The organism is Variovorax sp. J22P240 (genome assembly GCF_030316855.1).
In the GTDB taxonomy this organism is placed as follows: Bacteria; Pseudomonadota; Gammaproteobacteria; order Burkholderiales; family Burkholderiaceae_C; genus Variovorax.
The window spans coordinates 167387-187252 of record NZ_JASZYR010000010.1 but is presented as its reverse complement, the minus strand read 5'-3'; the positions used below and the strand labels follow the sequence as shown (position 1 = coordinate 187252).

18 protein-coding genes and 1 tRNA gene are annotated in these 19866 nt (G+C 66.8%); 11 read left to right on the top strand and 8 right to left on the bottom strand.

The window, feature by feature from the left end:
• Positions 1–62 precede the first annotated feature (62 nt).
• Positions 63–938: a carboxylating nicotinate-nucleotide diphosphorylase gene (gene nadC, locus QTI24_RS22300; RefSeq protein WP_286603468.1), complete on the top strand. Its 876-nt coding sequence runs from the start codon at positions 63–65 to the stop codon at positions 936–938.
• Positions 939–941: 3 nt separating this feature from the next.
• The gene (nadA, locus tag QTI24_RS22295) at positions 942–2066 is read left to right on the top strand and encodes a quinolinate synthase NadA (protein ID WP_286603467.1); all 1125 of its coding nucleotides are present in this window, start codon (positions 942–944) and stop codon (positions 2064–2066) included.
• 24 nt (positions 2067–2090) lie between these two features.
• Here the strand turns inward: nadA and panC are convergent, their stop codons facing one another.
• The 3 genes from panC to QTI24_RS22280 form a co-directional block, all read right to left on the bottom strand.
• Positions 2091–2927 carry a pantoate--beta-alanine ligase gene (panC, locus tag QTI24_RS22290; protein ID WP_286603466.1) on the bottom strand — a complete coding sequence of 279 codons (837 nt, stop codon included), beginning with the start codon at positions 2925–2927 and terminating at the stop codon, positions 2091–2093.
• Positions 2928–2978: 51 nt separating this feature from the next.
• Positions 2979–3863 carry a 3-methyl-2-oxobutanoate hydroxymethyltransferase gene (gene panB / locus QTI24_RS22285; protein ID WP_286603465.1) on the bottom strand — a complete coding sequence of 295 codons (885 nt, stop codon included), beginning with the start codon at positions 3861–3863 and terminating at the stop codon, positions 2979–2981.
• A 145-nt stretch (positions 3864–4008) separates the two neighbouring features.
• A complete protein-coding gene (locus QTI24_RS22280; RefSeq protein WP_286603464.1) occupies positions 4009–4920 on the bottom strand; it encodes a bestrophin-like domain in 912 nt (303 codons plus the stop codon).
• A 48-nt stretch (positions 4921–4968) separates the two neighbouring features.
• Between QTI24_RS22280 and QTI24_RS22275 the strand changes: the two genes are divergently transcribed.
• Entirely contained in the window at positions 4969–5157 is a 189-nt protein-coding gene (locus tag QTI24_RS22275; protein WP_286603463.1) for a hypothetical protein, read from the top strand.
• Between the two features lie 7 nt (positions 5158–5164).
• Here QTI24_RS22275 and QTI24_RS22270 read toward each other — a convergent pair whose 3' ends face one another.
• Positions 5165–6148 (bottom strand): DMT family transporter, encoded by a 984-nt coding sequence (locus QTI24_RS22270; RefSeq protein WP_286603462.1) that lies wholly within the window; start codon positions 6146–6148, stop codon positions 5165–5167.
• Positions 6149–6282: 134 nt separating this feature from the next.
• Here QTI24_RS22270 and QTI24_RS22265 point away from each other — a divergent pair, with 134 nt between their 5' ends.
• Positions 6283–7161 carry a LysR family transcriptional regulator gene (locus QTI24_RS22265; RefSeq protein ID WP_286603460.1) on the top strand — a complete coding sequence of 293 codons (879 nt, stop codon included), beginning with the start codon at positions 6283–6285 and terminating at the stop codon, positions 7159–7161.
• Positions 7162–7172: 11 nt separating this feature from the next.
• On the opposite strand, the gene QTI24_RS22260 is transcribed toward QTI24_RS22265, so the two are convergent.
• Positions 7173–8315, bottom strand: a complete 1143-nt coding sequence (locus tag QTI24_RS22260) for an NAD(P)/FAD-dependent oxidoreductase (RefSeq protein ID WP_286603459.1) — start codon at positions 8313–8315, stop codon at positions 7173–7175.
• 97 nt (positions 8316–8412) lie between these two features.
• On the opposite strand from QTI24_RS22260, the gene QTI24_RS22255 reads away from it, so the two are divergent.
• The 4 genes from QTI24_RS22255 to QTI24_RS22240 all read left to right on the top strand — a co-directional run bounded on the left by QTI24_RS22255 (position 8413) and on the right by QTI24_RS22240 (position 12430).
• Complete coding sequence (locus QTI24_RS22255; protein ID WP_286603458.1) at positions 8413–9330, top strand: hypothetical protein; 918 nt, start codon at positions 8413–8415, stop codon at positions 9328–9330.
• Between the two features lie 115 nt (positions 9331–9445).
• Positions 9446–10972 (top strand): DUF3300 domain-containing protein, encoded by a 1527-nt coding sequence (locus QTI24_RS22250; protein WP_286603457.1) that lies wholly within the window; start codon positions 9446–9448, stop codon positions 10970–10972.
• Positions 10973–11018: 46 nt separating this feature from the next.
• Positions 11019–11918 carry a DUF2950 domain-containing protein gene (locus tag QTI24_RS22245; RefSeq protein WP_286603456.1) on the top strand — a complete coding sequence of 300 codons (900 nt, stop codon included), beginning with the start codon at positions 11019–11021 and terminating at the stop codon, positions 11916–11918.
• A gap of 125 nt (positions 11919–12043) precedes the next feature.
• On the top strand, positions 12044–12430 hold the full coding sequence (locus QTI24_RS22240; RefSeq protein ID WP_286603455.1) for a hypothetical protein: 387 nt from the start codon (positions 12044–12046) through the stop codon (positions 12428–12430).
• On the opposite strand, the gene QTI24_RS22235 is transcribed toward QTI24_RS22240, so the two are convergent.
• The 3 genes from QTI24_RS22235 to QTI24_RS22225 form a co-directional block, all read right to left on the bottom strand.
• On the bottom strand, positions 12418–12819 hold the full coding sequence (locus QTI24_RS22235) for a GreA/GreB family elongation factor (RefSeq protein ID WP_286603454.1): 402 nt from the start codon (positions 12817–12819) through the stop codon (positions 12418–12420). The two genes, QTI24_RS22240 and QTI24_RS22235, sit on opposite strands and share 13 nt — an antisense overlap.
• Positions 12820–13081: 262 nt before the next feature.
• Positions 13082–13155 (bottom strand) — tRNA-Gly (locus tag QTI24_RS22230).
• A 36-nt stretch (positions 13156–13191) separates the two neighbouring features.
• Complete coding sequence (locus QTI24_RS22225; protein WP_286603453.1) at positions 13192–14127, bottom strand: SMP-30/gluconolactonase/LRE family protein; 936 nt, start codon at positions 14125–14127, stop codon at positions 13192–13194.
• A 68-nt stretch (positions 14128–14195) separates the two neighbouring features.
• Between QTI24_RS22225 and thpR the strand changes: the two genes are divergently transcribed.
• From thpR to QTI24_RS22210, 3 genes are read left to right on the top strand one after another with little or no spacing between them, the layout of a single operon-like run.
• Positions 14196–14732: an RNA 2',3'-cyclic phosphodiesterase gene (gene thpR, locus QTI24_RS22220; protein ID WP_286603452.1), complete on the top strand. Its 537-nt coding sequence runs from the start codon at positions 14196–14198 to the stop codon at positions 14730–14732.
• A gap of 25 nt (positions 14733–14757) precedes the next feature.
• The gene (locus QTI24_RS22215) at positions 14758–15732 is read left to right on the top strand and encodes a response regulator (RefSeq protein ID WP_286603451.1); all 975 of its coding nucleotides are present in this window, start codon (positions 14758–14760) and stop codon (positions 15730–15732) included.
• On the top strand, positions 15729–19844 hold the full coding sequence (locus QTI24_RS22210) for a PAS domain S-box protein (RefSeq protein ID WP_286603450.1): 4116 nt from the start codon (positions 15729–15731) through the stop codon (positions 19842–19844). The genes QTI24_RS22215 and QTI24_RS22210 overlap by 4 nt, the downstream gene beginning before the upstream one ends.
• Positions 19845–19866: the final 22 nt, after the last annotated feature.

Genomic DNA, 19866 nt, shown 5'->3' with positions numbered 1-19866 from the left:
TTCGAGTGCCGTCAAAATGGCGCCCACCAGGACAAGGCAGCGACACTCGCGACTCAAGACACATGACCAGCTTTTTCGATTTTTCCAGGGCCAGCGTGGCCGAATTGGCGAGCACGGATGCGCTCCGGGCATTGCAGGAGGATGTCGGCGATCAGGATCTCACGGCCGGATTGGTGGCCCCGCAGCGGCGCGCCACCGCTCATGTGCGCACGCGCGAAGCCGCGGTGCTGTGCGGCGCGCCCTGGGTCGAGGCCGTGGTGCGGCAACTCGACCCGCAAGCGCGCGTGACGTGGCATTGCGTGGAGGGCGGGCATTGCGCCGTGGATCAGACGGTGCTCGAACTCGCCGGCGACGCGCGCAGCTTGCTCACGGCCGAACGCACCGCGCTCAACTTCCTTCAACTGCTGAGCGCCGTGGCAACACGCACCGCCATGTATGTCGATGCGGTGCGCGGCACGCGTGCCCAGATCGTCGACACGCGCAAGACGCTGCCGGGTCTTCGGCTGGCGCAGAAATACGCCGTGCGCACGGGCGGTGGCACGAATCACCGCATCGGCCTCTATGACGCGATCCTGATCAAGGAGAACCACATTGCAGCCGCCGGCGGCGTGAGCGCGGCCCTGCGCGCAGCGGCTGAAGTCGCTGCGCAGGCGAAATTCATCGAGATCGAGGTCGAAACCCTTGCCCAGCTCGACGAGGCGCTGGCCAGCGGCGCCCGCATGGTCCTGCTGGACAACATGGACCTGCCCACCTTACGCGAAGCCGTGCGTCGCAACGATGCGGCGGGCGGCGCCCGCGCCGTGCTCGAGATATCGGGCGGCGTCACGCTCGACAGCATTCGCGCCCTCGCCGAGACTGGCGTCGACCGCATCTCGGTCGGTGCACTCACCAAGGACGTCAAGGCCATCGATTTCTCGATGCGGTTCCTGGAAGGCTGAGCGATGGCGCACTCACTCATCGGCGTCGACTACGCCCAGCCCATCGAGACTGCCGAAAGCGGACCCGCGTGCGACACCCGCCGGGCCTGGGCCCGTGTGCCTCCCGAGCCCACGGCGGCCGAACGCGACGCCTTGAAGGATCGCATCCGCTCGTTGTTGCGCGAGCGCAATGCGGTGATGGTGTCGCACTACTACGTGCACCCCGACCTGCAGGACCTGGCCGAAGAGACCGGCGGCCTGGTGAGCGACTCGCTCGAAATGGCGCGCTTCGGCCGAGACCATGCCGCGCAGACGCTGGTCGTTTCCGGCGTGCGCTTCATGGGCGAGACGGCAAAGATCCTCTCGCCCGAAAAGCGTGTGCTGATGCCCGACCTGGACGCGACCTGCTCGCTGGATCTCGGCTGCCCGGTCGATGCCTTCAGTGCCTTTTGCGATCGGCATCCGGATCGCACGGTGGTCGTCTACGCCAATACCAGCGCTGCGGTGAAGGCGCGAGCCGACTGGCTGGTGACGTCGGGTTGTGCATTGGACGTGGTGCGGGCCTTGACGGCGCAGGGCCAGAAGATCCTGTGGGCGCCGGACCAGCACCTGGGCGACTACATCCGCCGCGAAACCGGGGCCGACATGGTGAGCTGGCAGGGCGCCTGCATCGTGCATGACGAGTTCAAGGCGCTGGAACTCGAACTGCTGAAGAAGGAGCACCCCGCGGCTCGCGTGCTCGTGCACCCTGAATCACCGGCCGACGTGATCGCGCTGGCCGATGCGGTGGGGTCCACCTCGGCCATCCTGAGTGCGGCGCAGCGCATGGATGCGAAGGAATTCATCGTCGCGACCGACACCGGCATGCTGCACAAGCTGCGCACACTCAATCCGGGCAAGACCTTCATCGCAGCGCCGACCTCGGGCAACGGTGCGACGTGCAAGAGCTGTGCGCACTGTCCGTGGATGGCCATGAACGGGCTGGCTGACGTGGCGCGCGCACTGGAAACGGGCGCGGGCGAAGTCCATGTCGAGCCGGCTCTGGGTCTGCGAGCGCGCGTGCCGATCGATCGCATGCTGGACTTCACCGCGAGGCTCAAAAGCGGGCAGCCCGCGGGCGCCATGGTCGCGGGAATCGGCGCAGCCTGAAGCTCCGGCGATGCCGGGCGCCGATCAGGTCTGCGCGTCGATTTCGAGGTTGTCGATCAGCCTCGTCGCGCCCAGGCGGGCCGCGGCGAGCGCAACGAGCGGGTCGCCGGGCGAAGGTGCTTGCAGGTCGGATCGTCGCCGCAGCACCAGGTAGTCGGGTTGCCAGCCGCGCGCCCGAAGGGCGTCCATCGCACGCGTCTCGACGGCCTCGAAATCGTGCTCGTCCGAGCGCACCGCCTCGGCCATGCCCTGAAGCGCCTTCGAAAGCTGCACCGCCTCCGCCCGCTCCGGCTCGCTCAGGTAGCCGTTGCGCGAAGACAGCGCAAGGCCATCTGCGGCGCGCAGCGTCTCGACGCCCACGATCTCGATCGGCAGCGCGAACTGGCGAACCATGTGCCGGATGATCATGAGCTGCTGGTAGTCCTTCTTGCCGAACATGGCTGTGGCCGGTTGCACGCACGAGAAGAGCTTCATCACCACGGTGCAGACCCCGACGAAGAAGCCGGGGCGGAAATGGCCTTCGAGGATGTCGGCCAGCACAGGGTCGGGGTGCACCTTGCAGGTCTGCGGTTCGGGGTACAGCGCCTTTTCGTCGGGCGCGAACAGCACATCGCAGCCGGCTGCGCGCAGCTTCTCGCAATCGCTGTCCCAGGTGCGCGGGTAGGTGTCGAAATCCTCGTGCGGCAGGAACTGAAGGCGATTGACGAAGATGCTGGCCACCGTGACGTCACCCAGCGGCTTGGCCCGGCGCACGAGGTCGAGGTGGCCGTCATGCAGATTGCCCATCGTGGGAACGAAGGCGGGGCGGTGAGAGGCGCCAAGGTGTTCGCGCAATTCGGGGATGGTGCGTGCGATGTACATGGGATGGACCGTGATCGTCGAAAGGGAGCGAAGGGAGGCAGCGAGGGCCCGCTACCACGCGTGCAGCGCGTCGTCCGGAAAGGTGCCGTCTTTCACGGCGCGCACGTAGGCTTGCATCGCCTGTGCAATGCCGCCGCTTTCTGCCATGAAGTTGCGCACGAACTTCGGCATCTTGCCGAGGTTGATGCCCAGCATGTCGTGCAGCACGAGCACCTGGCCTGCCGTTGCGTGCCCGGCACCGATCCCGATGGTCGCGCATCGTGCAAGTTCTTGCGTGAGCGTGGCGGCGAGCGACGCGGGCACCATTTCCAGCACCAGCATCGCCGCACCTGCGTCCTGCAGTTCGAGCGCGTGCCGGCGCAGAAGTGCGGCAGCCTCGATGTCCTTGCCTTGCACGCGATAGCCGCCCAGCGCATGCACCGTCTGCGGCGTGAGGCCGAGGTGCGCGCACACCGGAAGGCCGCGCTCCACCAGGAAGCGCACGGTGTCGGCAGTCCAACCGCCACCTTCGAGCTTCACCATGTGGGCGCCGGCCTGCATCAGCACCGTGGCACTGCGCAGGGCCTGTTCACGCGACTCCTGGTAGCTGCCGAAGGGCAGGTCGGCAACGAGCCAGGCGGTGCCTTGCACGCGGCGCAATCCGCGCGACACGCTTTCGGTGTGATAGCGCATGCTTTCAAGCGTGACGCCGACTGTGCTGTGCAGTCCCTGGCAGACCATGCCGAGCGAATCGCCCACGAGCAGGCATTCAACGCCTGCAGCATCCGCCATCGCGGCAAAGGTGGCGTCGTAGGCGGTCAGCATCGTGATTTTCTCGCCGCGCGCATGCATGTCTGCCAGGCGCGGCAGGCTCAAGGGTTTGCGCAGGGATGGCGGCGAAGCGGGTGGCAACGTGCCATAGGGACTTGCCGATTCCCTGGCGGTGATGGTTGACATGTTGATGGCTCGAAGTGAAATGCCGGCTGATCGACACGGCTCGGATGCCGCCTTGGATCATCTGAAAACGACCATGGCGGAGGGAAGCGCGCGGACTGTAGCATCGTCCAAATGGACGGCGGCGTTTTGACTCGGCCGCATGCGGTCAGTTGGTCGCCAACTCCGCCTGGGCGCGAAGCACGGCTTTGTTCGAGACCCCCACGACGCCGGAAAAAGGCGTGTCCAGTTCGAGGATGATGAAGATCGAACAGGCGAAGGCCAGCGCACAGATGGCCAAGGCGACGTTCACACTTCTATTGATGACCATGAACGCGCCCAGCCCGACGTAGATGGCCACCACCCATCCGCACACGATCACCAGCAGGGCAGCGGGCACCGAACTGTCCTCGCGCTCCGCGGTCAGTACGCGGCTCTGCGCGATATCGGAGGACAAGTGCATGGCGCGCGACTGGTACCACTTTTGGGAATCATTGCGCGGCAACATGGAGAGAATGGTCTGTTGAAGCCGCGTGATCGCGCGCAGGTCTGCGGAGTACTTGGCATCCTCCAGGCGTCGCTCCTTGTGGCGCTGTCGCTCGGTGAGCTCGACGATCCGGTTCAGGATGCCATGCAACTGGTCGCGAGCGGGGCGAGTCTCTTCCCCGAACCCCACGAGAGCGCGATCCAGCAGCACGATCGACGTAGAGAGCTGAATCAGCTCTGCCTCGCGTTCATCGAATGATCGCTTCGCGGAGGTGATCATGAGACCCAGCACCAACGCGAGTAGTGTGGCCAGCATTCCGATGCCGACCTTTGCGGAATCGCGTGCATCGCTCACAAGGTGGTGCTCCGGCAGCAGCGTCGACAGGCGAACGCCCAGCCAGAACCCGCTCAGGGTCAGAACGAAAACGAGAGCGGCGACGGTGTAGGAGAGCATTGGATGAACCCGGCACGAAGGTTGCCGAATCGGCTTCGAAGATGCGCTCCCTGACAAAAGACGATACCCGCTCACGCGAAAAGTGGGCAAGGACTTTGACATTGATGTGCCCGCGGCATCAATGCCGCCCGCCGTTTTCATCGAACCGACAGCGGCTTCCCCCTAGCATCGATGCACGAGGTGGCATTCATGACTCCGAATCTTCAAGGTCCGAACATCGATGGCGGCAGCGAGGGCGGCGACCCTATCGCCGAGTTCTTCGTGCAAGGCGCGGAGGACCGGTACAGCGACTGGGATCTCTTCGCGAATATGGTGCACTGGGCCAGCGTTTCGGCCGGCCTCGCGTTGATGATGGCGGCCGGCCTGGGTTTTTTCTAGCTATCGATCAGGACGAGGCCGTGCAAACGCCGGTCTTCCTGTGACGGGCCGGCTGAACCACGCGCACAGGCGCCTTGGCCTGCGTCCGACTGCTCACGGTGTGGATCAACAGGGCGCCGACCACCATCGCCATCCCCAGCAGTTCATTGCCCGAAGGGAGCTTGCCCGACGCGACGCTCATCAGCAGCGCCGAGACCGGAATGAAGTTCAGGAAGGCCGTGCCGGTGATCGTGCCCAACGAACGCACGCCATAGTTGAAGGCCAGTACGGCGATGGCGGACGACACGAGACCCACGTAGACCAGGCCGTGCCATGACAGCAGCAGGCCGTCGCCGCTGGGGATGTCCGCTGCACCCAGGACGGTCGCCAACGCGGCGCCGATCGCAAGCAGGGGCCATGACGCAACGACGGTCAATGCGCTGTATTCGATGACGTCGAGCCTGTCCGCGAACTGCGCGGCGCCGCGGGTGTACCAGACCCAGCCCAGCGTGCCTGCAAAGGCCACTGCATCACCCCATGCGGTCGATGTCTCGCCGTGAGCGTTGTGCGGCGACAGCGCACCTGAGACGATGACCACGCCGACCAGCGCGAGCAGGCTGGTGAGCAGCGTCGAGCGGGCGGGCCGCACGCCGTCGAGTGCCCAACGCAGCAACTGCGTCGTCATGGGCGTGGTGGCCATGATGATCGCGCCATGCGACGGCACGGAGTGCGCGAGGCCAGTCAGCAGCATCACGCTGAACACGCCGTAGCCTGCCACCCCTCGCACCGCGAGCGGCAGCGCATGGGCGCGAAGCTTGCGCCACGGCGCCATGCCGCGCGGCGCGATCAATGCGACGAAAAGGATGACGGAGAAGGTGTAGCGGATCAGCGTCAACCAAACCGGGTCGACGTGGTGAAGAACCCCTTTGCTGACGAGGAACATGCCTCCCCATGCGGAGGTGGCGAGCAGCAGCGCGGCGATGCCGAGTGAGCGTGGATGGATGGTGATCATTGAGGTGCCTGCAATGTGGAATCGATGGGCAGAAGCATCGGCGCCAGGTCGCTCGTTGACCATTCGTTTCTTTGGACGGGGCTTTCGGCTTTTGCGAATGGCCCGATGCGACCATCGCGCTCACAATTCGCGGCATGGAGCTTTACCAACTCAAGACCTTCGTCGCGATCGCCAGGGAGGGCAGCCTCACGCGTGCGGCCGAACGCGTCTTCACCAGCGCGCCAGCCGTAAGCGCGCAGCTCAAGGCGCTGGAGGATGAGCTCGGCGTCAAGCTGTTCGACCGGACGCCGCGGGGCATGACGCCGACGGATGCTGGCCTCAGCCTGCTCGAGGATGCAGAGCGCACGCTGGCTTCGGCGACGCGCATGCGATCGGCCGCCGAGCAGATCCGTGGTGCGGCGCAGGGTGTGGTTCGCTTCGGCACCGTGGTCGACCCGGTCGCGTTGCGGCTGGGGGATGTGCTGGTCAAGCTGGCCGAGCGTCATCCGCACGTGACGCTGCAATTGCAGCAGGGCTTGTCGCATCAGACGCTCGAGGGCGTGCGGCGAGGAGATCTGGACTGTGCCTACGCGCTGAGCGATGGCGAAGAGATCGACGGCCTCGCGGTGCAGCGCCTTGGTGCGGTCGATCTGGTGGTGACGCTGCCGACCTCGCTCGCGCGCTCGAATCCAACGATGAGCCTCGAGACGCTGACCAACCTGCCCTGGGTGGGCACGCCGCCCTCATGCATCCTGCGCGCGCATCTCGACGGCCTGTTCAACAGCATCGGCCGCGAGTATCGACCCGCGATGACTGCCGACAGCGAGAGCGCGCTGCGCGCGATGGTCGCCAGTGGCTTGGGCGCGGGCTTGCTGCGGCTCGACCAGGCCGAGCAAGCCGAACGCAAAGGCGAACTCGCGATCTGGCCAGGCTGGCGCTCGCACACCTGGCTGTGCTGGGTGGCGTCTGCGGACGACAGGCGTGCGCCGGCGGTGGATGCCGTGCGCGCCGCGGTGCTCGAGGCGTGGGCCTGAGACGGTACGTACTACCGAAGGCGAGCCGGCCCCAGCATCTCCGGCGTGATCCCGAAGGACGCCGGGTGCGCAGGGACGGTCAGTCCGCGCGCCAGGGCAGCGCAGGTCTCGCCCATCGCGGCCGAGGTCTGGATGCCGTAGCCGCCCTGAGCCGCAATCCAGAAGAAGCCCGGCGCCTCGTCGTCGAAACCGCCGACCAGATCACCGTCGGCCACGAAGGAGCGCAGCCCCGCCCATGTTCGCGTCGGCCTGCGGATCGCCAGCGTGGTCGCCTCTTCGATGCGATGGATCGCCATGGCGATGTCCATTTCCTCGGGCTGCACGTCCTGCGGTTCCACCGGGTCGGCGTTGGCGGGCGAGCCGAGCAGCATTCCTGCATCCGGCTTGATGTACCACTCCTCGTCGGCGTCATGCACCAGGGGCCACCTGGCAATGTCCATGTTCTCGGGCGGCGCGAAGATGAAGGCGGAGCGGCGGCACGGTTCGATGCCCAGTGGCCGCACGCCGGCCAGCCGCGCGATGATGTCGACCCACGCGCCGGCGGCGTTGAGCACGACCGGTGCTTCGTACACCGCGCCGCCTGCATGCACGCGCCATCGGTCCTGCACGCGCTCCATGGCCGTTACTTCGGCGTCGCACGCCAGCTTGCCGCCCGCCTGTCGCATGCCGCGCAGATAGCCCTGGTGGATGGCATGTACATCCATGTCGGCCGCGTCGGGCTCGTACACGGCACCGATGAGGCGTTCCGGTCGCAGCGCCGGGACGATGGCGCAGGCTTCTTCGCTGCTCAGTCGCCGCGCGTCGGGTGCCATCGCGTGCAGCACTCGCCAATGTTCTTCAAGCTGGGCGGATTGCCCCGGGCCCGCGACCATCATCGCGCCGCGTGGCGTGAGCAAAGGATGTTCGGCGAAGCCTGCAGGCGGATGCTGCAGAAACGCCCGGCTCGCCATCGTGAGTGCGCGCACCTGCGGCGTGCCGTAGCTCTCCATGAAGAGCGCCGCCGAGCGTCCGGTCGAGTGGTAGCCGGGTTGCGCCTCGCGCTCCAGCATGACGATGCGGCCATGCGGCGCCAGCCAGTAAGCGACGGAAGCGCCGGCAATGCCGCCGCCGATGATGAGGAAGTCGGCTTGCACCGCGGAGGAGAAAGTAGTCATGGCGCTGCTGGATTCGAATGCGGCGCAGTGTAGTGAGAAAACGTGTGGATACACGCGGCAGGATCTCGCCCGCTCCGCTTTTCGCTAACCTAGCGCGATGACTGCACTTGCTTCGCTGCGCGCCGGCGCCGACGCGCCCATCGGCCCGCCGCCACCGGCGCCCGATCTGCCGACGCCACCGCCTCCGGTCACGCCGCCGCCCGCGCCCGTGGTGGACCCGCCGCCTGCGGACCCACCGTTCGTCGAGCCCGGCGCGCCGCCGCCCGTCGCCGATCCGCCTCCGGGCGCGGTGGCGCTGGGCCGTGTGCATGCGCGACGGCTGCGCGAGGTCTATCGATCGGCCGGCTGGCCTTGCTGCGACGCCATCGAGGTCGACCTGCTGGCCGCCGGCCTGCTGGAGCGGGTGCGAACCACGCACGGCCACGAAACGCTGCGCGTGACCGATGCCGGCATCGCGCGCATTGCGACCAGCCTCGTCGTCAACCGGGCCGTGACATCGAGGCACGAAGCGCTCGTGGAGCAGGTCGCCCGCGAGATGACACGTGCCGGCCGAGTGGCCTGGCGCGGGCTCAGCCTGCGTGCGCGCCTGCCTGAAGTGGAGGAGGGCGGCAAGCCACGCTGGTGCATCGCGCGGCCCGACGTGTTTTCCATCCGCAATACCAGCGTCGAGGCGTACGCGCAGCCGATCGTCCACGAGGTCAAGGTCAACCGCGCCGACCTGTTGAGCGACCTGCGCAAACCCGACAAGCGCGCCGCCTACCTCGATCTGGGCGGCGAATGCTGGTACGTGCTGGGCTGCGACGCGAAGGGGCGACCCATCGGCGAGCCCGACGAGATCCCGTCCGCATGCGGCGTGCTGATCGCGCAGGAAGGCCGGCTTGTCGTGGCGCGGTCGGCCGTGCATCGTGCGTTGCAGCGCCTGCCGTTCGCCGTGTGGATGGCGCTTGCGAAGGCGCAGCCGGTAGCGGGATTCGACGAGGAAAGCCAGGATCTGCTCGGGGATTTCGCGGACTGATCCTCCTTGCCGTGTGGTCATCTTCCGCTGCCCTTAGGTGCAATAGCCGTGGACGGTTCAGCCACTTATGCTGCGTGGTGTCCGGGGCTGCTTTGGCGCCCGGCAAGGAGGCGATATGCGTGCCCTGTCCTTTCGATTCGCGCGTGCCCTGATGCTCGCCGCAGCGTTCCTCTCGGCGCTTGCGAGCGCGCAGCAGGCGCCGACCTTTTCCAGGGAGCAACTCGACCAGATGATGGCGCCGATCGCGCTGTACCCCGACTCGCTGCTGTCGCAGGTGCTGATGGCCGCGACCTATCCGGCAGATGTCGCCGATGCGGCGAAATGGTCGAAGGCCAACCCGAACCAGAAGGGCGACGCGGCGCTGAAGATGGTCGCGAACCAGCCCTGGGACCCGAGCGTGCAGTCGCTCGTTGCGTTCCCGCAGGTGCTGCAGATGATGGGCGATCAACCCGACTGGGTGCAGAACCTGGGTGATGCCTTCCTGGCTTCGTCCAAGGACACCCTCGACGCGGCCCAGCGCTTGCGCGCCCAGGCGCAGAAGACGGGCAGCCTCAAGAGCTCCGAGCAGCAGAAGGTGATCGTCGAGCAGGAGCCGCAGACGCAGCAGACGATCATCAAGATCGAGCCGGCGAATCCGGAGGTGGTGTACGTGCCGGCCTACAACCCGACCGTCGTGTACGGCGCGTGGCCGTATCCGGCCTATCCGCCTTACTACTATCCGCCGGCGCCTTACTACTATCCGCCGGCGCCTTACTACTACCCCGGCGCGGCGCTCGCGACGGGCATCGCGTTCGGTGTCGGCGTGGCCGCCACCGCCGCACTCTGGGGCAACACCAACTGGGGCGGCGGGAACGTCAACGTCAACGTCAACCGCTACAACAGCGTCAACGCGAACCGGCAGATCAGTGCCAACCAGACGAACTTCCAGCACAACGCGGCCAACCGGCGCGGCGTGCCGTACCGCGATTCAGCGAGTCGGCAGCAGTTCGGCAAGGATGTCGCCGGCGCGAACCAGCGCAACGATTTTCGCGGACGCGACACGGCAGCCCGTGACGCGCAGCGCCAGCAGGCTCAATCCCAACTGCAGCAGCGCGGCATGGACCCGGGCCAGGGCCGCGACCAGCTGCGCAACGACCCGGGCACACGCGACCGCGCGCAGGCGGCAGACCGAGACACTGGCCGCGATCGAGCGGGTCCAGGCGGTGACCGCGCGGGTGACCGCGTCGGGGACCGCGCTGGCGACCGTGCCGGTCCCCGCGCTGGAGCGGGGGACCGCGGGGGAGCGGGCGACCGTGGAGGACCGGGCGGACGCGGCGGTGCCGACCAGGGGCTGCAGCGGACGCAGCATGGCGGCGGCGGCGACAACGCCCTGCGAGGCGCAGGTGATGCCGGGGGGCAGGCCCGCCAGCAAGCAAGTCGCGGCGATGCGAGCCGCCAGTCCATGGCGCAGAACCGCGGCGGAGGCGGGGGCGGGGGTGCGCACATGGGCGGAGGCGGTGCCCGCACGAGTCCTGGCGGAGGTGGCGGAGCACACATGGGTGGCGGTGGCGGCGGCGCACGCATGGGTGGAGGCGGTGGCGGTGGCGGCGCGCGCGGTGGAGGCGGTGGAGGCGGTGGGCGCGGCGGTGGCGGTCGTCGCTGATCGAGAGGCGCACATGACGCAATCCACCTGCTCAGGAGATCGGACCATGTCCTTTGATGCCACACCTTTCAAGACGCTTGCGGCCTCTGTGGTCGTGGCGCTGTCGCTCGCCTCGGGCGCTTCATTCGCGCAAAAGGCCTACCCCACGCCCGATGCCGCGGCGCAAGCTTTCGTCGACGCCCTGGCGCGCACTGATGTCGACGCAATGCGCAACGTGCTCGGACCCGAATGGCGGCGCTTCGTGCCGGAAGGCACCGTCGACCAAGAGGACGTCTACGAATTCCTCGCCGCCTGGGCGAAGCAGCACAAGGTCGTGCTCGAACAGCCGGACAAGGCCCTGCTCGCCGCCGGCCCCGGAGATTGGACACTGCCCGTGCCCATCGTGAAGACCGCCGCCGGCTGGCGCTTCGACCCGAAAGCGGGCGCCGACGCCATGCGCAGCCGTCGCATCGGGCGCAACGAGCTCAGTGCAATGCAGGCCGCGCTCGCGTACTTCGATGCCCAGAAGGAATACGCGCAGAAGGACCGCGACGGCAATGGCGTGCTCGAGTACGCACAGAAGTTCGTGAGTTCGCCCGGAAAGCACGACGGGCTCTACTGGCCCGACGCTACGGGACAGGACGAAAGCCCGCTCGGGCCGCTCTATGGCGGGCAAAGAGCCGGCGAGGGCTACCACGGCTACCACTTCAAGATCCTCAAGGCCCAGGGCAAGGACGCTCCGGGCGGGGCCTACGACTACGTGATCGGCAACCGCATGCGCGGCGGATTCGCCTTGATCGCATGGCCGATCCACTATGGGGAGACGGGCGTGATGAGCTTCGTCGTCAGCCACGATGGCAAGGTGTACGAGAAGGATCTCGGCGTGGGCACCGATGCCGCCGTTCGGGCCATGGCGCGCTTCAACCCGGATTCAAGCTGGCGCAAGGTAGACGTGCCCGGGAGCTGACCGGTGCCCGCGCCACTCTTGCAGGGGCTCTGGACGGAAGTTGTAGTCCGCTTGTCACACGTGCGACAGAACGTAAACTAAGGGTGGCGCCAAGTCCGTTCGCGCACGGAAATGAGGAGTACCCGATGCAACCAGTCCTGGAGATCCGCAAGCTCGGCGAGCGCTGCTACACCTATACCGTCCGCGCACCTCGCTCCGCGGGCGAGCCACCGCCCAAGGCCTGCTATGTGGATCTGGGGCTTACCTCATTTGCCGACTGCCTTCGCGACGCCGCGGAGGCGCTGACCTATTTTTCACGTGTCTACATCCGCTATGAAGGCCTGTGCGTCGGCGAGCAGATGGTGATGCGGCTCGAAAGCCAGCCCGACACGGTGGCTCGCGAACTGCTGGCGGACTACGCGAGCCAGATCGAAGTGCCACCGGCGCCCAAGCCCGTGCCGCTCCAGCCGGCGGACCTACGCACTTCGGTCACGCGCAGCGCCACGCCGACCGGGTCAGTTCAGGTGGTGTAGTCGCCGCTGGCCTCCGGCTGGTAGTGGACCTCGGCCACCTCGGCGTTGAACTCCTCACCGCCGGGCGTTCGCCATTGGGCCGTTGCGCCAATGCGCAATCCAAGCAGGCTCATGCCCACCGGCGAAAGCACCGACACCAAACCCGTGGCCGGATCGGCATCGGTGGGATAGCACGGGGTCAGCTTCTGGCGCTGGCCCGTACGCGTGTCCACGATCGTGACCTGCGAGTTCATCGTGACGAAGTCGGGAGCGATCTCGCGCGAGGGCATCACCTCGACCAGATCCAGCAACTCTTCGAGGTCCGAGTGGGGTTTCACGGCGACCAGCTTCGTGAGGCGAACGTGATCCAGTTCGGTGAGCGTGCGATCGCCGTAGTTCTTTGCATGCATGAAAGGCACTCCTGTCGAAATGAGCGACCTGCCGACATCTTCAGCGGTCGCCAACGCGCGAGAACTGGGGCCCGGCGGTCGATGTTGCGCTAAATGAAAGAAAGAGGGGATCGCCGGGCCAAGGAGTGTGCGGCCGGCTGGCCCAGTCCCAGCATGCCCACGCCATTGCCGAGCGAACGCGTGTGCGCGCGGCAGTGGAAGAGGACCGGGGTGGGGAGATGCATGCGCTCGATTGTAGGAGGCCGCATCAAGGGTGGGGAGATGGAGCGGGTGAAGGGAATCGAACCCTCGTATGAAGCTTGGGAAGCTGCCGTTCTACCATTGAACTACACCCGCAGACCGGCGCGAATTCTACCGCGGGCCATGGGTCGGTCAGCGAACCGAAGGTCGTGCCGCACCGCGCGCATTCAAGTACACCGAGTACAGCGATGTCGTCGCGCAAATGAACAGCCGATTGAGCTTCGGCCCGCCAAAACACACATTGGCCACCACCTCGGGCACCCGGATCTTCCCGATCAGCTTTCCATCCGGTGCATGGCAGTGCACGCCATCCCCGGCGCTTGCCCACAGATTGCCTTGCATGTCGATGCGGAACCCATCGAACAAGCCGTAGCCGCACTCCGCGAAGACTTCGCCGCCGGACAAGCTACGCCCGTCGGCTTCGACGCGAAAGCGCCGGATATGCCGGGGGCCGTCGTGCACGTGCGTGACCCCGGAGTCCGAGACGTAAAGCAAGCTTTCGTCCGGTGAAAACGCGAGCCCATTGGGTTGCACGAATCCATCGGCGACTCTGCTGACTGCGCCCGACTCCGCGTCGATGCGGTAGACGCGCTGGCTCCCGATCTCGCTCGGCGCCGCGTCCCCTTCGTAGTCGCTGTCGATCCCGTAGGTGGGGTCGGAGAACCAGATGCTCCCATCCGACTTGACGACCACATCGTTCGGCGAGTTGAGCCGCTTGCCCTCGAATCGCGACGCGAGCACGCTGCGCGTGCCGTCATGCTCGGTGCGCGACACGCAACGCCCGCGGTGCTCGCAGGACACCAGCCGGCCCTGCAGGTCGACGGTGTGGCCGTTGGTGTTCAGCGCCGGTTGCCGGAACACGGAGACCGAACCGTCGGTCTCGTCCCAGCGCAGCATGCGGTCGTTCGGAATGTCCGACCACACGAGATACCGCCCGGGCGCGAACCACGCCGGTCCTTCGGCCCAGCGGCAGCCGGTGTAGAGCTTCTCGACATGGACGTTTGCGAAAACGAGTTGACGAAAGCGCGGGTCGAGTGATTCGAAGCTGGGCACGAGGTCGATCACCATTTGCTCCTGTGGGTTCACCGTCATCGAGGCATTGCGAATGTCGGCACGATCATCTTACAAAGCGGGTGATGACATCCGCACCTGCGCCGACCCGGCGCCTCTTTATCGGCCTGTTTCCCGATCCGGGCGTACAGGCTGCCATCGATGCGCACCGTCGCAATTGGTGGTGGCCGCCCGGCGCGCGAATGATTCCGCCAGCGCGCGTTCACATGACGCTGCACTTTCTCGGCGAGGTGCCCACGACGCAGCAGGCGGCGTTGCAGGACGGACTCGCCGAAGTGCCGATGCAGGCGTTGACGCTGGTACTGCGAACGCCGGAAGTCTGGCGCAATCCTGTCGCGGTGTTGCGGCCGGATGAGCACGAAGTGCTGCGCGCATTGCACGAACGCTTGAAGCAGCCGCTCCAACAGGCGGGGCTTTCACCGGAGCGGGCGCACTGGCTGCCGCATCTCACGATCGCGCGCAAGTGCCTGGGCGCCGTCCCGCCCGATGAACCGCCGCTGATTCCCTGGCAGGTCAGCGAGTTCGTGCTGGTCTGTTCGCACCTGACGCCGCCCGTCCACTACGAGATCCTGGCGCGCCATTCCACGCGTCGTCAACGATAGCAATCGGTTGCGGCAGAATCCTCCGATGAAGAAATTTCCGGTCGAAGCGAGCCTGCTTCTTGTCGATGACGACCCCGCCATCATTCAGGTACTGAGTCGGATACTTTCGGACTACACGACGGTTCGTTTCGCAACCAGTGGTGCCGATGCATTGCAGCTCAGCAAGGAATCGATTCCCGACCTGATCCTGCTCGACGCGCAGATGGGCGACATGAGCGGCCTGCAGGTGTGCGAAGCATTGAAGGCCGACCCGGCGTTGGCCGATGTGCCGGTCATCTTCGTGAGCAGCCACCAGGAATCCGAACTCGAAGTGGCGGTGCTGGAACTCGGCGCAGTCGATTTCATCCGCAAGCCATTCAATGCGTCGCAGGTGACGGCACGGGTGAACACCCAGCTCAAGCTGAAGCGCCTGTCGGACGACTTGCGCCGCTTGTCCAGGATCGATGGGCCCACGGGTCTCGGCAACGATCACGCCTATGCCGAGATCCTGGTGCGCGAAACACTTCGCGCGGCCGAGTCGGGTCAGTCGGTTGCGCTCGTCATGCTCGAGGTCGATTTCTTCCAGTCCTTCGAGGCGCTCTACGACCGGAAGGCCGCGGATGCCTGTCTTGTGGCCATTGCCGAATCCTTGCGGGGCAGCGCGCGCCGGCCCGGCGATTTCGTCGCCAGACTGGATCGCGAACGCTTTGCGCTGGTCCTGGCGGACACCTCCGCGGACGACGCGCTGCATGTGGCCAATCGCGCGCTCAGGTCCGTCGAAGCGTTGGACATCAGCCACCAGGGTTCCGCCGTCTCGCGTCACGTGACGTGCAGCGCCGGCGTCGCCTGCCTCGATGCCGCGGCGCGCGAGGAACTGGCCGGCGCGGGGGGCGATGCCGTGGAGGCCCTCGAGCGCGCCGCCCGTGATGCACTCGCCGAGGCAGCCAGGGCAGGGCGAGCGCAGGCGAGCCGGATGGCCCCCAACGCGCCGCCGCCGGAGCCCGGCACCGAGGCTGATTGACCATCCCCGTGGGGCTTCGGCAGTCCGCGCGATCGCTGATCTGGCTGGGCATCGGCCTGTGCATGGCAGCGGGCGCGGGGTGGTGGCAGGCGCGTTACAACGATTCACTCGCGCAAACGCGCTTCGACGCACTGGCCCGGCGCGCGGTCGAACAACTCACATCGCGCATGCACGCTTTCGAGTTCGGCTTGCGCGGAGCGCGTGGGGCTGTCATTGCGGCGGGCGGAGAAGGGGGCATCACTCGGCTGCGGTTCGCGCAGTTCAGCGCTTCACGCGATCTGGAGCGTGAGTTTCCCGGCTCGCGAGGATTCGGCTTCGTGCGCCGCGTGCCGGTCGCGCAGGAGGCCGCCTTCGTCGCGGCGGCGCGGCTCGACGGCAAGCCCGATTTCAGGATTCATCAACTCGGCGTGAACGAGGGCGATCGCTTCGTCATCCAGTATTTCGAGCCGTCGGATTCCACCAGTCCTGCCATCGGACTGGACATCGCATCGGAGCCCAACCGTCGCGCCGCCGCCGAGCGCGCCATGCAGACGGGCGAAGCCGCGATGACCGCGCCGATCGCGCTGGTGCAGTCGGAGACGGCGTCGCCAAGCCAGCTCTCCGTGTTGATGCTGTTGCCCGTCTACAGGGCGGACACGCAACTCGGCCGCCTGCAGCAGCGCCGGCACCGGTCCGCTGCGGCGCGCGGTACGCCGGACGAAGGGTTCGGCTGGATCTACACGCCTCTGATCATCGACGAAGTGCTGAAGGGATTCGATTTCCAGGACGGCGAGTTCGCCCTGGCCCTGGCCGATGTGACGCCGCCCGACAAGCCGGAGCCCTTCTTCACCTCGCCGGGCCATTCATCGGTCCGGCCCGGTGCGCTCAAGAACGTGCTGCCGCTGAATCTCTACGGCCGCACCTGGCACGTGGAGGTCAGCGCGCAGCCGATGTTCCTGAAGCGGTTGAACCTGCGCAGCCCGTGGGCCGCGGTGCTGATCGGCTCGACGCTGGCGCTGCTGCTGGCTCTGCTGTCCTTCATCGAGCAGACGACGCAGCGGCGCAAGCAGCAGGCGGGCGAACAGCGCTCGCGGCTCGCGGCGATCGTGACCAGTTCCAACGACGCCATCATCGGCTGCCGGCTCGACGGAACGATCACCGACTGGAACGACGCAGCGGCCAAGATCTTCGGGTACACCTCCCAGGAGGCGCTCGGGCAGCCCATGCAGGCCCTGCTGTTGCCGCCGGACTATGCGCAGGAAGAAGAGACGCTGCTGCGCCACATTGCGCAAGGCAAGTCGGTCGCCGCGTTCGAGACCTTCCGGCGTCACCGCGACGGCACGGCCGTGGCAGTCTCGGTGGCGGCAGCGCCGATCCGCTCGGCGGACGGCCGCGTGCTCGGCGCCGCCGAGACCCTGCGCGACATCACGCACGAGAGGGCGACCAAGGCGCACATCCTCGAGCTGAACGCGACGCTGGAGCAGCAGGTGGTCGAGCGCACCGGCGAGTTGGTGGCGCTGTCGGCGCGCGAGCGGGCCATCCTCGACGGAGCGGCGAGCGCCATCATCGCCACCGAGGTCAATGGCATGGTGACGCTGTTCAATCCCGCGGCGGAGGCCTTGCTGGGCTATTCGGCCGCCGAGGTCGTGAACCAGATGGAGATGAACCGCTTCCACGACGTGTTCGAGGTCCACAGCCGCGCGATGGCGCTCACCACCGAGCTGGGGCGTCCACTCGAAGTGTGCGAGGTCTTCGCGCCCGCGCCGGGCACCGGCCGGGCCCGACCCCGGGAGTGGACCTATGTCCGCAAGGACGGCAGCCGGGTCCCCGTGCACCTGAACGTGAGTCCGTTGCGCGATGCGGCCGGCAGCGTGGTCGGCTTCATCGCGATCGCGACCGACCTGTCGGAACGCAAGGCGGTCGAGGAAAGGCTGCACAAGAACGAGCGCTTCATGCGCATCGTGACCGACAACATCCCGGGGATCGTCGCCTACTGGACGACGGAGATGCGCTGCAGCTTCGCGAATAGCGCCTACCGGCGCTGGCTGGGGCGTGCGCCCGAGGAGATGCTCGGGATCACGCAGGTGGAGTTGCTCGGCCCTGAACTCTTCCGCGAGAACGAACCCTACATCCGCGCCGCATTGGCCGGGAACGACCAGCGCGTGATGCGTACCCGCACGCTGGCCGACGGATCGACAATGCACTACTGGCTGCACTACATCCCCGACTTCGACGAGTACGGCGTGGTGCAGGGCTTCATCTCGGTAGCGGTGGACGTCACCGACATGCGCCGCGCGCAAGACCAGCTCGAGAGCCTGAACCTCGCGCTGAACGAGCGCAGCGCGCAGGCGGAATCGGCGAGCAAGGCCAAGAGCGAATTCCTTGCCAACATGAGCCACGAGATCCGCTCGCCGCTCAACGCGGTCATCGGGCTGGCCTATCTGCTGCGGCAGACCTCGCTGGATGACAGGCAGCGCGAGTTCCTGCGAAAGATCGATGACGCCAGCAACGCGCTGCTGGGCGTCATCAACGACATCCTCGACATCTCCAAGATCGAGGCCGGCGAGATGGCGCTCGATGAATCCGAGTTCGGGCTGGGCGATCTGCTCGACAGCGCCATTTCGATGATGACCGTTGACGCCAGCGAGAAGGGCATCGCGTTGGCGCTGGAATCCGGTGCCGATCTTCCAAAGCACCTGGTCGGAGACGTCACCCGCATCCGGCAGATTCTCGTCAACCTTCTGAGCAATGCCGTCAAGTTCACCGCGCAGGGGTCGGTCCGGCTGAATGTGCAGGTAAAGGAGCGGCTGGAGGATCGCCTCCGCCTGCGCTTCGCCGTGATCGATACGGGCATCGGTATCGAGGCCGATGTGCTCGACCGGCTGTTCACGCCTTTCACGCAAGCCGACACATCGACCACGCGCCGCTTCGGCGGCACGGGACTGGGCCTGTCCATCGTGAAGCAACTCACGGAATTGATGGGCGGCGAACTCGGCGTCAGCAGCACCCCGGGCAGCGGCAGCGAGTTCTGGGTCATCCTGCCGCTGGACATTGCCGGCGAGGGCGCCATTCAGCCTGCGCTACCTACTCGCGCAGCGTCGACGGACCGGCGCCTGTCCCGGATGCGCGTGCTGGTGGCAGACGACAGCGCTGTGAACCTGGAGGTTTGCCAGCACATCCTCGAACGCGAAGGCGCTCAGGTCAGCGTGGCGTTGGATGGCCGCGAAGCAGTCGAGACGCTGCGCAGGAGTCCACAGGCTTTCGATCTGGTGCTGATGGACGTCCAGATGCCCACGCTCGACGGCAACGAGGCCACGCGGCTGATTCGTGGCGAGTTGGGCCTCAGGGCATTGCCGGTGGTCGCGCTGACGGCCAGCGCGCTGGTCGCCGAGCGCGATCGCGCGCTCGAAGCCGGCATGAACGACTTCATCAGCAAGCCTTTCGATGCCGAGGTGCTGGTGCGCACCGTGCGACGTTGCGTGGAGCGTGCACGGGGCCGGCTGGTGCCGACCGCGCATGAGGAGGCTCCAGCCATGGCGCCGCTTCCGCCCGGCTGGCCGTTGATCCAGGGCATCGACGCGCAGGGCGCATCGAAGCGGCTGATGGGCGACAGCGCTCTCCTCTTGAGCGTCTTGCGCAGCCTGCTCGCGGAGTTCGCCGACTTGGCTCGCGAGGGGGATGCGTCCTCCGGCGGATCGTCTTCGGCTCTCGCGGCCCGCTTGCACAAGCTGCAAGGCAGCGCTGGCGTGATCGGGATCGACGGCGTGCGGCAGCAGGCAGCCGAGGGAGAGGCGGCGCTGAAAGACGGCGACTCCCAACGGGCCGATCGTGCGCTGCGTGCGCTGGGCGCGGCGCTGCGGAATCTGCAGGCGGCGGCCCAGCCGTTTTTCGATGCGACGGACGCCAGGCCTGGGGCCGACGATGATGCGGCGCCCATCGATCCCGACGGGCTGGCCTCGCTCATCGATCTGCTGCGCAAGCAGAGCATGGCGGCGATGCCGTTGTTCGACGAACTGGGTCCGTCGTTGCGCCACTCGCTGGGCAGCGAACGCTTCGCGGCGCTGGAGCGGGCCATGCAGGCGCTTCAGTTCAGGCAGGCGGTCGAGATCCTGCAGATCGGCCAGGGCGCATAGCCATTGCCCGGTCAGGGCTGGG

Excerpts from the sequence above, each read along its gene's own strand:
- nadC (WP_286603468.1), top strand. The coding sequence starts at position 63 with ATGACCAGCTTTTTCGATTTTTCCAGGGCCAGCGTGGCCGAATTGGCG.
- nadA (WP_286603467.1), top strand. The coding sequence starts at position 942 with ATGGCGCACTCACTCATCGGCGTCGACTACGCCCAGCCCATCGAGACT.
- panC (WP_286603466.1), bottom strand. The coding sequence starts at position 2,927 with ATGTACATCGCACGCACCATCCCCGAATTGCGCGAACACCTTGGCGCC.
- panB (WP_286603465.1), bottom strand. The coding sequence starts at position 3,863 with ATGTCAACCATCACCGCCAGGGAATCGGCAAGTCCCTATGGCACGTTG.
- QTI24_RS22280 (WP_286603464.1), bottom strand. The coding sequence starts at position 4,920 with ATGAAAACGGCGGGCGGCATTGATGCCGCGGGCACATCAATGTCAAAG.
- QTI24_RS22275 (WP_286603463.1), top strand. The coding sequence starts at position 4,969 with ATGACTCCGAATCTTCAAGGTCCGAACATCGATGGCGGCAGCGAGGGC.
- QTI24_RS22270 (WP_286603462.1), bottom strand. The coding sequence starts at position 6,148 with ATGATCACCATCCATCCACGCTCACTCGGCATCGCCGCGCTGCTGCTC.
- QTI24_RS22265 (WP_286603460.1), top strand. The coding sequence starts at position 6,283 with ATGGAGCTTTACCAACTCAAGACCTTCGTCGCGATCGCCAGGGAGGGC.
- QTI24_RS22260 (WP_286603459.1), bottom strand. The coding sequence starts at position 8,315 with ATGACTACTTTCTCCTCCGCGGTGCAAGCCGACTTCCTCATCATCGGC.
- QTI24_RS22255 (WP_286603458.1), top strand. The coding sequence starts at position 8,413 with ATGACTGCACTTGCTTCGCTGCGCGCCGGCGCCGACGCGCCCATCGGC.
- QTI24_RS22250 (WP_286603457.1), top strand. The coding sequence starts at position 9,446 with ATGCGTGCCCTGTCCTTTCGATTCGCGCGTGCCCTGATGCTCGCCGCA.
- QTI24_RS22245 (WP_286603456.1), top strand. The coding sequence starts at position 11,019 with ATGTCCTTTGATGCCACACCTTTCAAGACGCTTGCGGCCTCTGTGGTC.
- QTI24_RS22240 (WP_286603455.1), top strand. The coding sequence starts at position 12,044 with ATGCAACCAGTCCTGGAGATCCGCAAGCTCGGCGAGCGCTGCTACACC.
- QTI24_RS22235 (WP_286603454.1), bottom strand. The coding sequence starts at position 12,819 with ATGCATGCAAAGAACTACGGCGATCGCACGCTCACCGAACTGGATCAC.
- QTI24_RS22225 (WP_286603453.1), bottom strand. The coding sequence starts at position 14,127 with ATGGTGATCGACCTCGTGCCCAGCTTCGAATCACTCGACCCGCGCTTT.
- thpR (WP_286603452.1), top strand. The coding sequence starts at position 14,196 with ATGACATCCGCACCTGCGCCGACCCGGCGCCTCTTTATCGGCCTGTTT.
- QTI24_RS22215 (WP_286603451.1), top strand. The coding sequence starts at position 14,758 with ATGAAGAAATTTCCGGTCGAAGCGAGCCTGCTTCTTGTCGATGACGAC.